Raw genomic sequence first — 4,957 nt, 5'->3', positions numbered from 1 at the left:
GAGAGGGTAAGACGAACATCACCCGAACACAGCCACATTCTGCCGGCTTGCCATGATCGGCGTGCCCTGCCGATTCCACAGCGTCATCGCCTGGCTGGAATAGCCGACGGCGATCTGCTCGGCCCTGTTGTGGATCAGCCACCAGCCGTCATCGGTCGTGATCTCGTCCGTCAGCATGTCGATCGACCACGTCATGGTGGAGAGCGGCGACGGCGCTTTCGAGCGTGCCGAGGCGGCCGGCGGCGGCGCGTCGGCCAAGGCGAGCAGAGGCACCAGCGATGGCGCGATGCCCGGCTCCTTGTGGCGCAGCCACAGCGACATCTGCGGGTCGTCGCTACCGCTGAACGGCGGCGAGCCTGAGACGAAACGTCCATCGATATGCTGCGCAAAGCTCAGCGAAGCCGGAGCATTGCGAAAGAAGTTCGGGCAGGTCTCCGGATCTTTCAGGTCGGGCGCGCCGATGGCCACGTGCTTGAACGCGGACTCGCGTGCCGCGCCAAAACAGAACATCGCACGTGTCGCGAGACCGGCTTCACCGACGAGGTCCACATTGGCGAACAGCGTCGACTTGCCCTTGCGCAGCACGCTGGCCTTGAGCTGCAACTGTCCTGCCGCCGGTCCGACATAGGCGATCTGTGCCGAGCGCAGCGGCGGCAATCCTTTTGCATCGCCTTCGCCGAATTCATTGAGCGCGGCCTGCATGCATAGCGCGGCGCTCATGCCGCCATAGACCGTGCGGCCCTGCAGCCAGTCGTCGCTGACGCTGACGGCCCAGCCGTCGCCGGACCGGACCATGCCGGCCATCAAGGTGGTGAATTCAGTCATCGGCGTTATCCCGGGTTGTTCTTGTTGGATGATTGCCATCATCTATAGCGGGGAACGCGGGGAGGGGGAATATGTGAGGGCCGTAGGGCGGATTAGCGCAGCGCAATCCGCCGGCTGAGTGAATGTGACGAAGAATGGCGGATGACGGCTCGCCTCATCCGCCCTACGATTCCGCCAGCCTTACTTCGGCTGCAGCGCCTTCATCTTCTGCAGGTCGTTGATGTTCATCTTCATGCCGCCGGGCATCACCATGTCGCCGGGCTTCTGGTCGGCCTTGCAGGCGCTGAGCCACTTGGCCTGGATGACCGTCACCATTTCGGGCGGCAGGCCGCCACCGGTCGATTTGGCGGTGGTCTTCACCGAATAGGCGGAATTGAAATCGCCGGCGGCTTCGGCATGGCTGGTCACGGTGGCATCGCCGACGGTGCAAACGGAGTCGAACACATAGCCGCTGCCGGTCTTCGCCATCTCCTGCTTGCTGCAGGTCATCGCGTCCGACGACATCTTGTTCATCTGCCGGTCGACGCTCTCATCGGTGCATTGCTGTGTCACCATGGCCGGCGTCGCAGCCTTCGATGCGCCGGTGATCTGCATCGTGACTTCCCACAGGCCCGCCTTGCGGATCGGCAGTTGGACGGGATCGGCCAGCAATGGCCCGGTGCTGCACAAAAGAGTAAGGGCGATCAGGCTCGCGCGCTGAATCATGGGATGCCTCCGATGTCCTGTTGTATTCACGGTAGGACCGGTCTTACGGCATCCGATTATGTCTTTTGTGTTATCGCGCGATTGTACGTGTGCTGCGCATAGGCCGTAGGATGGGTTGAGCGAAGGCGCAAGGCGCCGAAGCGATACCCATCACCGCTTGCTCCGGCGTCCGTTGTGATGGGTATCGCTTCGCTCCACCCATCCTACGCGCCGGAGTTCTGCTCAGTATCGCACGCTCAGCGGACGCTCGTTGGCGCCATACGGCACCCAGCGGCAGGAGAACGAGACATACGCGCCATATTCGCGCGGCGCGCCGAGGAATTTCACGACCTTGCCGTAACGTGCGCAATGATCGATTGCGAGGGCACGAATGTCGGTCTGGTTGATCAGCGAGGTGGAGATGATGCCGCCGGTGTCGTTGCCCTTGAACGAGGGCACCCAGTCGGCCTTGGCCGCGCCACCCATGGCCGCGCTGATGCCCATTGCCAAAATCGCCAGCCGAATCGTCTGCATCGTCGTCTCCTTAATTCTCTGGCCGGCACCTTAGAGGGCTAAGGCGACGCTGGAAAGAATGGGCTGTCCCCGCTGACGGAGTTGTGCGCAGGGTGTTGCCGCGGTGCACTTGACCCCGCACGGCCTTCGCGGCACGGTCCCGGAACCTCTTTCCAGCCGGCGGATTCCCCATGCGCACCCTCGTATCGTCCCTGAAAAAAGCTGCCAAGACGACCGCAGTGGCCGCTGTCGCCGGCATGGCGCTGTTCAGCGCCGCACCGGGCGCGCAGGCTGCCAATCTGCTCGAGCTCAATTTCGGGCTGTTCGGCCCGAGTTACGAAGGCAAGGTCGGATCCTGCGAATCCGCGCTCTGGAAGATCACGCATCAGTTCCAGAACAAGGAAGCAGGCTACTGGAATTCGGCGCTGCAATTCGCCGGCTTCAGCCATGTGCGCGAAACCGCCTTCCGTCCCTGGACCTCCGACAACATTCCGCGCCGTTACTGCAGCGCCGACGCCCTGTTCACCGATGGCAAGCAGCGCCAGGTGCATTATTCGATCATCGAGGACGGCGGCTTCGCCGGCTATGGCGATGGCGTCGAGTGGTGCGTCACCGGCCTCGATCGCAACTGGGCCTATAACCCGGGCTGCCGCGCCGCCAAGTTCTGAGATCGATAGCCCGCATGTCGCTTCGCGCTTGCGGGCTGTTCTTTGTCTTCATTGTTCTTGAATTGTTCTTGATGCCCGATTAGGCTTTCCTGATCAGGGGTGGGGCTCGCCATGGTTCATGCAATCCGATTGGTCGTCGCGCTCGGCGTTTTCGTGCTGGTCGCGCTGGGAAGCGGCCATGCCTCCGCGCAGGACCGGCGGCAAAATGCCCCCGGCCAGTTCGATTTCTATGTGCTGTCGCTGTCCTGGTCGCCGTCCTTCTGCGCGGCCGCGCAGGAGCGCGGCAATTCCGGCCGCAATCAGCAGATGCAGTGCGGCGGCCGTCCCTATGCGTTCGTCGTGCACGGCCTCTGGCCGCAATATGATCGCGGCTTCCCGAATTACTGCGAGCGCCCGGCGCCGCGACTGCCGCGTAACATCATGACCTCGATGCTCGACCTGATGCCGGCGCCCGGCCTGATCTTCAATGAATGGGACAAGCACGGCACCTGTTCGGGCCTCGGTCCGCGCGCCTATTTCGAAGCCACGCGCAAGGCGCGCGCCAGCGTCAAAATCCCGGACGAGTATATCGATCTCCAGACGACGAAGACGGTCACGCCCGAAGCGGTGGAAGACGCGTTCATCAAGGTCAATCCGGGCCTCAGCAATTCCGCCATTGCCATCACCTGCGATCACAACCGGCTGACCGAAGTGCGGATCTGCATGAGCAAGGATCTCCAGTTCCGCGCCTGCGAGGAAATCGACCGCCGCGCCTGCCGCCGCGACAGGATCGTGATGCCGCCGGTGCGGGGCGGGTAGCACTCCTGTCGTTGCCCGGCTTGACCGGGCAACCGAGGAAACACCGGCGCCGGTGCTTGAGCTGAGTGGCCAGTGTCTACTGGATCCCCCCGCCTTCGCGGAGGATGACAAGTTGAGCGTTTGGCCCACATGGCGTACTCCATCTCCCCATGAACTATCGCCACGCCTTCCATGCCGGCAATTTTGCCGATGTCATCAAGCATCTCGTGCTGGTCCGCATCCTGACCCACCTGCAGGAGAAGCCGACGCCGTTCCGGATCATCGACACCCATGCCGGTGCCGGCCGCTATGACCTCACCGGCGATGAGGCGACGCGCACGGTCGAATGGAGCACCGGCATCGCCCGCATGATGCAGTCGAGCTTTTCCGACGCGGCCGAGCCGCTGATCGCGCCCTATCTCGATATCGTTCGTTCGTTCAATTCCGAAGGTGATCTCACCACCTATCCCGGCTCGCCGCTGATCGCCCGCGCCTTGATGCGGCCGCAGGATCGCATGGTGTGCTGCGAGCTAGAGCCCGGCGCGCGGAAGCAGCTGATCTCGGCGCTGCGCCATGACGAGCAGGCCCGCGTGGTCGATATCGATGGCTGGGTCGGTCTGCCCGCTTATGTGCCGCCGAACGAGCGCCGTGGCCTTGTGCTGATTGATCCGCCGTTCGAGGCGAAGGACGAGTTTTCGAAGCTCGCCACGGTGTTCGCGCAGGCTTATGCAAAATGGCCGACCGGCATCTACATGCTCTGGTATCCCGCCAAGAGCCGTCGCGCCACAGATGACCTCGCGCGCAGTGTTGCCGCCACCACGGCGTCATCGGCCACACCGGGCAAATGCCTGCGCCTTGAATTCAGCATTGCGCCGCAAGTGGCCGACGGCCCGCTGACCTCCACCGGGCTCCTGATCGTCAATCCGCCGTGGAAACTGCAGGACGAACTGCGCCAGATCCTGCCGCAACTGGAAAGGCCGCTGGGCGTCGGCGGCGTGGCGCGCTTCCGGCTGGAAAACGCAAAAGTCTAGCTGCAGACGCAACTACCCAAGCGGCAACTCTCCAAACACGTTTCCAAAAACGGTAGTCACCTCCATGGAACCGTATTAAGCTGTTCCCCGTGACTGGCTTTACGTTCCGCTTCCGCGAATGGTTGCGGCGGAGTGACGTGGCCCCAAAAGACTAAAAGAAGAAACGGCCAAGCCTTCTGTGGAGTGAATGTCCGGTCGGTCGCGGCGCAAGTGCGCCGTGGCGGAGCATTGCGGGGAGGGAGTTTCCCGATGGGCATGAGTGGTACGGTCAAATTCTTCAACGGCGAGCGTGGCTACGGCTTCATCAAGCCGGACGATGGCGGGCGGGACGTGTTCGTCCATATCACCGCCGTCGAACGTGCGGGCCTGAAGGATCTGACTGAAGGACAGCGGATCACTTTCGAGGTCGAACCCGACAAGAAGGGCAAGGGTCCTAAGGCGGTCGACCTGGTGATTACA

At 62.8% G+C, this 4,957-nt stretch carries 7 protein-coding genes; 4 read left to right on the top strand and 3 right to left on the bottom strand.

The genetic code is table 11. The annotated features are described in order from the left end of the window. Positions 1-18: 18 nt before the first annotated feature. From ACIQ17_RS30705 to ACIQ17_RS30695, 3 genes are all read right to left on the bottom strand, one after another. A complete protein-coding gene (locus tag ACIQ17_RS30705; protein WP_398473259.1) occupies positions 19-825 on the bottom strand; it encodes a thioesterase family protein in 807 nt (268 codons plus the stop codon). Positions 826-1,005: 180 nt separating this feature from the next. Further along, positions 1,006-1,530, bottom strand: a complete 525-nt coding sequence (locus tag ACIQ17_RS30700) for a DUF3617 domain-containing protein (RefSeq protein ID WP_398473258.1) — start codon at positions 1,528-1,530, stop codon at positions 1,006-1,008. 222 nt (positions 1,531-1,752) lie between these two features. Then, the gene (locus ACIQ17_RS30695; protein ID WP_398473257.1) at positions 1,753-2,043 is read right to left on the bottom strand and encodes a hypothetical protein; all 291 of its coding nucleotides are present in this window, start codon (positions 2,041-2,043) and stop codon (positions 1,753-1,755) included. A 170-nt stretch (positions 2,044-2,213) separates the two neighbouring features. Between ACIQ17_RS30695 and ACIQ17_RS30690 the strand changes: the two genes are divergently transcribed. From ACIQ17_RS30690 to ACIQ17_RS30675, 4 genes are all read left to right on the top strand, one after another. Then, a complete protein-coding gene (locus ACIQ17_RS30690; RefSeq protein ID WP_398473256.1) occupies positions 2,214-2,690 on the top strand; it encodes a hypothetical protein in 477 nt (158 codons plus the stop codon). Between the two features lie 111 nt (positions 2,691-2,801). Beyond that, positions 2,802-3,488: a ribonuclease T gene (locus ACIQ17_RS30685; protein ID WP_398473255.1), complete on the top strand. Its 687-nt coding sequence runs from the start codon at positions 2,802-2,804 to the stop codon at positions 3,486-3,488. 149 nt (positions 3,489-3,637) lie between these two features. Further along, positions 3,638-4,498: a 23S rRNA (adenine(2030)-N(6))-methyltransferase RlmJ gene (locus ACIQ17_RS30680; protein WP_398473254.1), complete on the top strand. Its 861-nt coding sequence runs from the start codon at positions 3,638-3,640 to the stop codon at positions 4,496-4,498. A gap of 249 nt (positions 4,499-4,747) precedes the next feature. Then, positions 4,748-4,957 (top strand): cold-shock protein (locus ACIQ17_RS30675; protein WP_398473253.1); only part of this gene is annotated, 210 nt, incomplete at its 3' end.

Source organism: Tardiphaga sp. (genome assembly GCF_044340795.1).
Taxonomy (GTDB): domain Bacteria; phylum Pseudomonadota; class Alphaproteobacteria; order Rhizobiales; family Xanthobacteraceae; genus Tardiphaga.
Note: the sequence above shows the minus strand (reverse complement) of the source record. Positions and strands in the feature narration are given on the sequence as shown.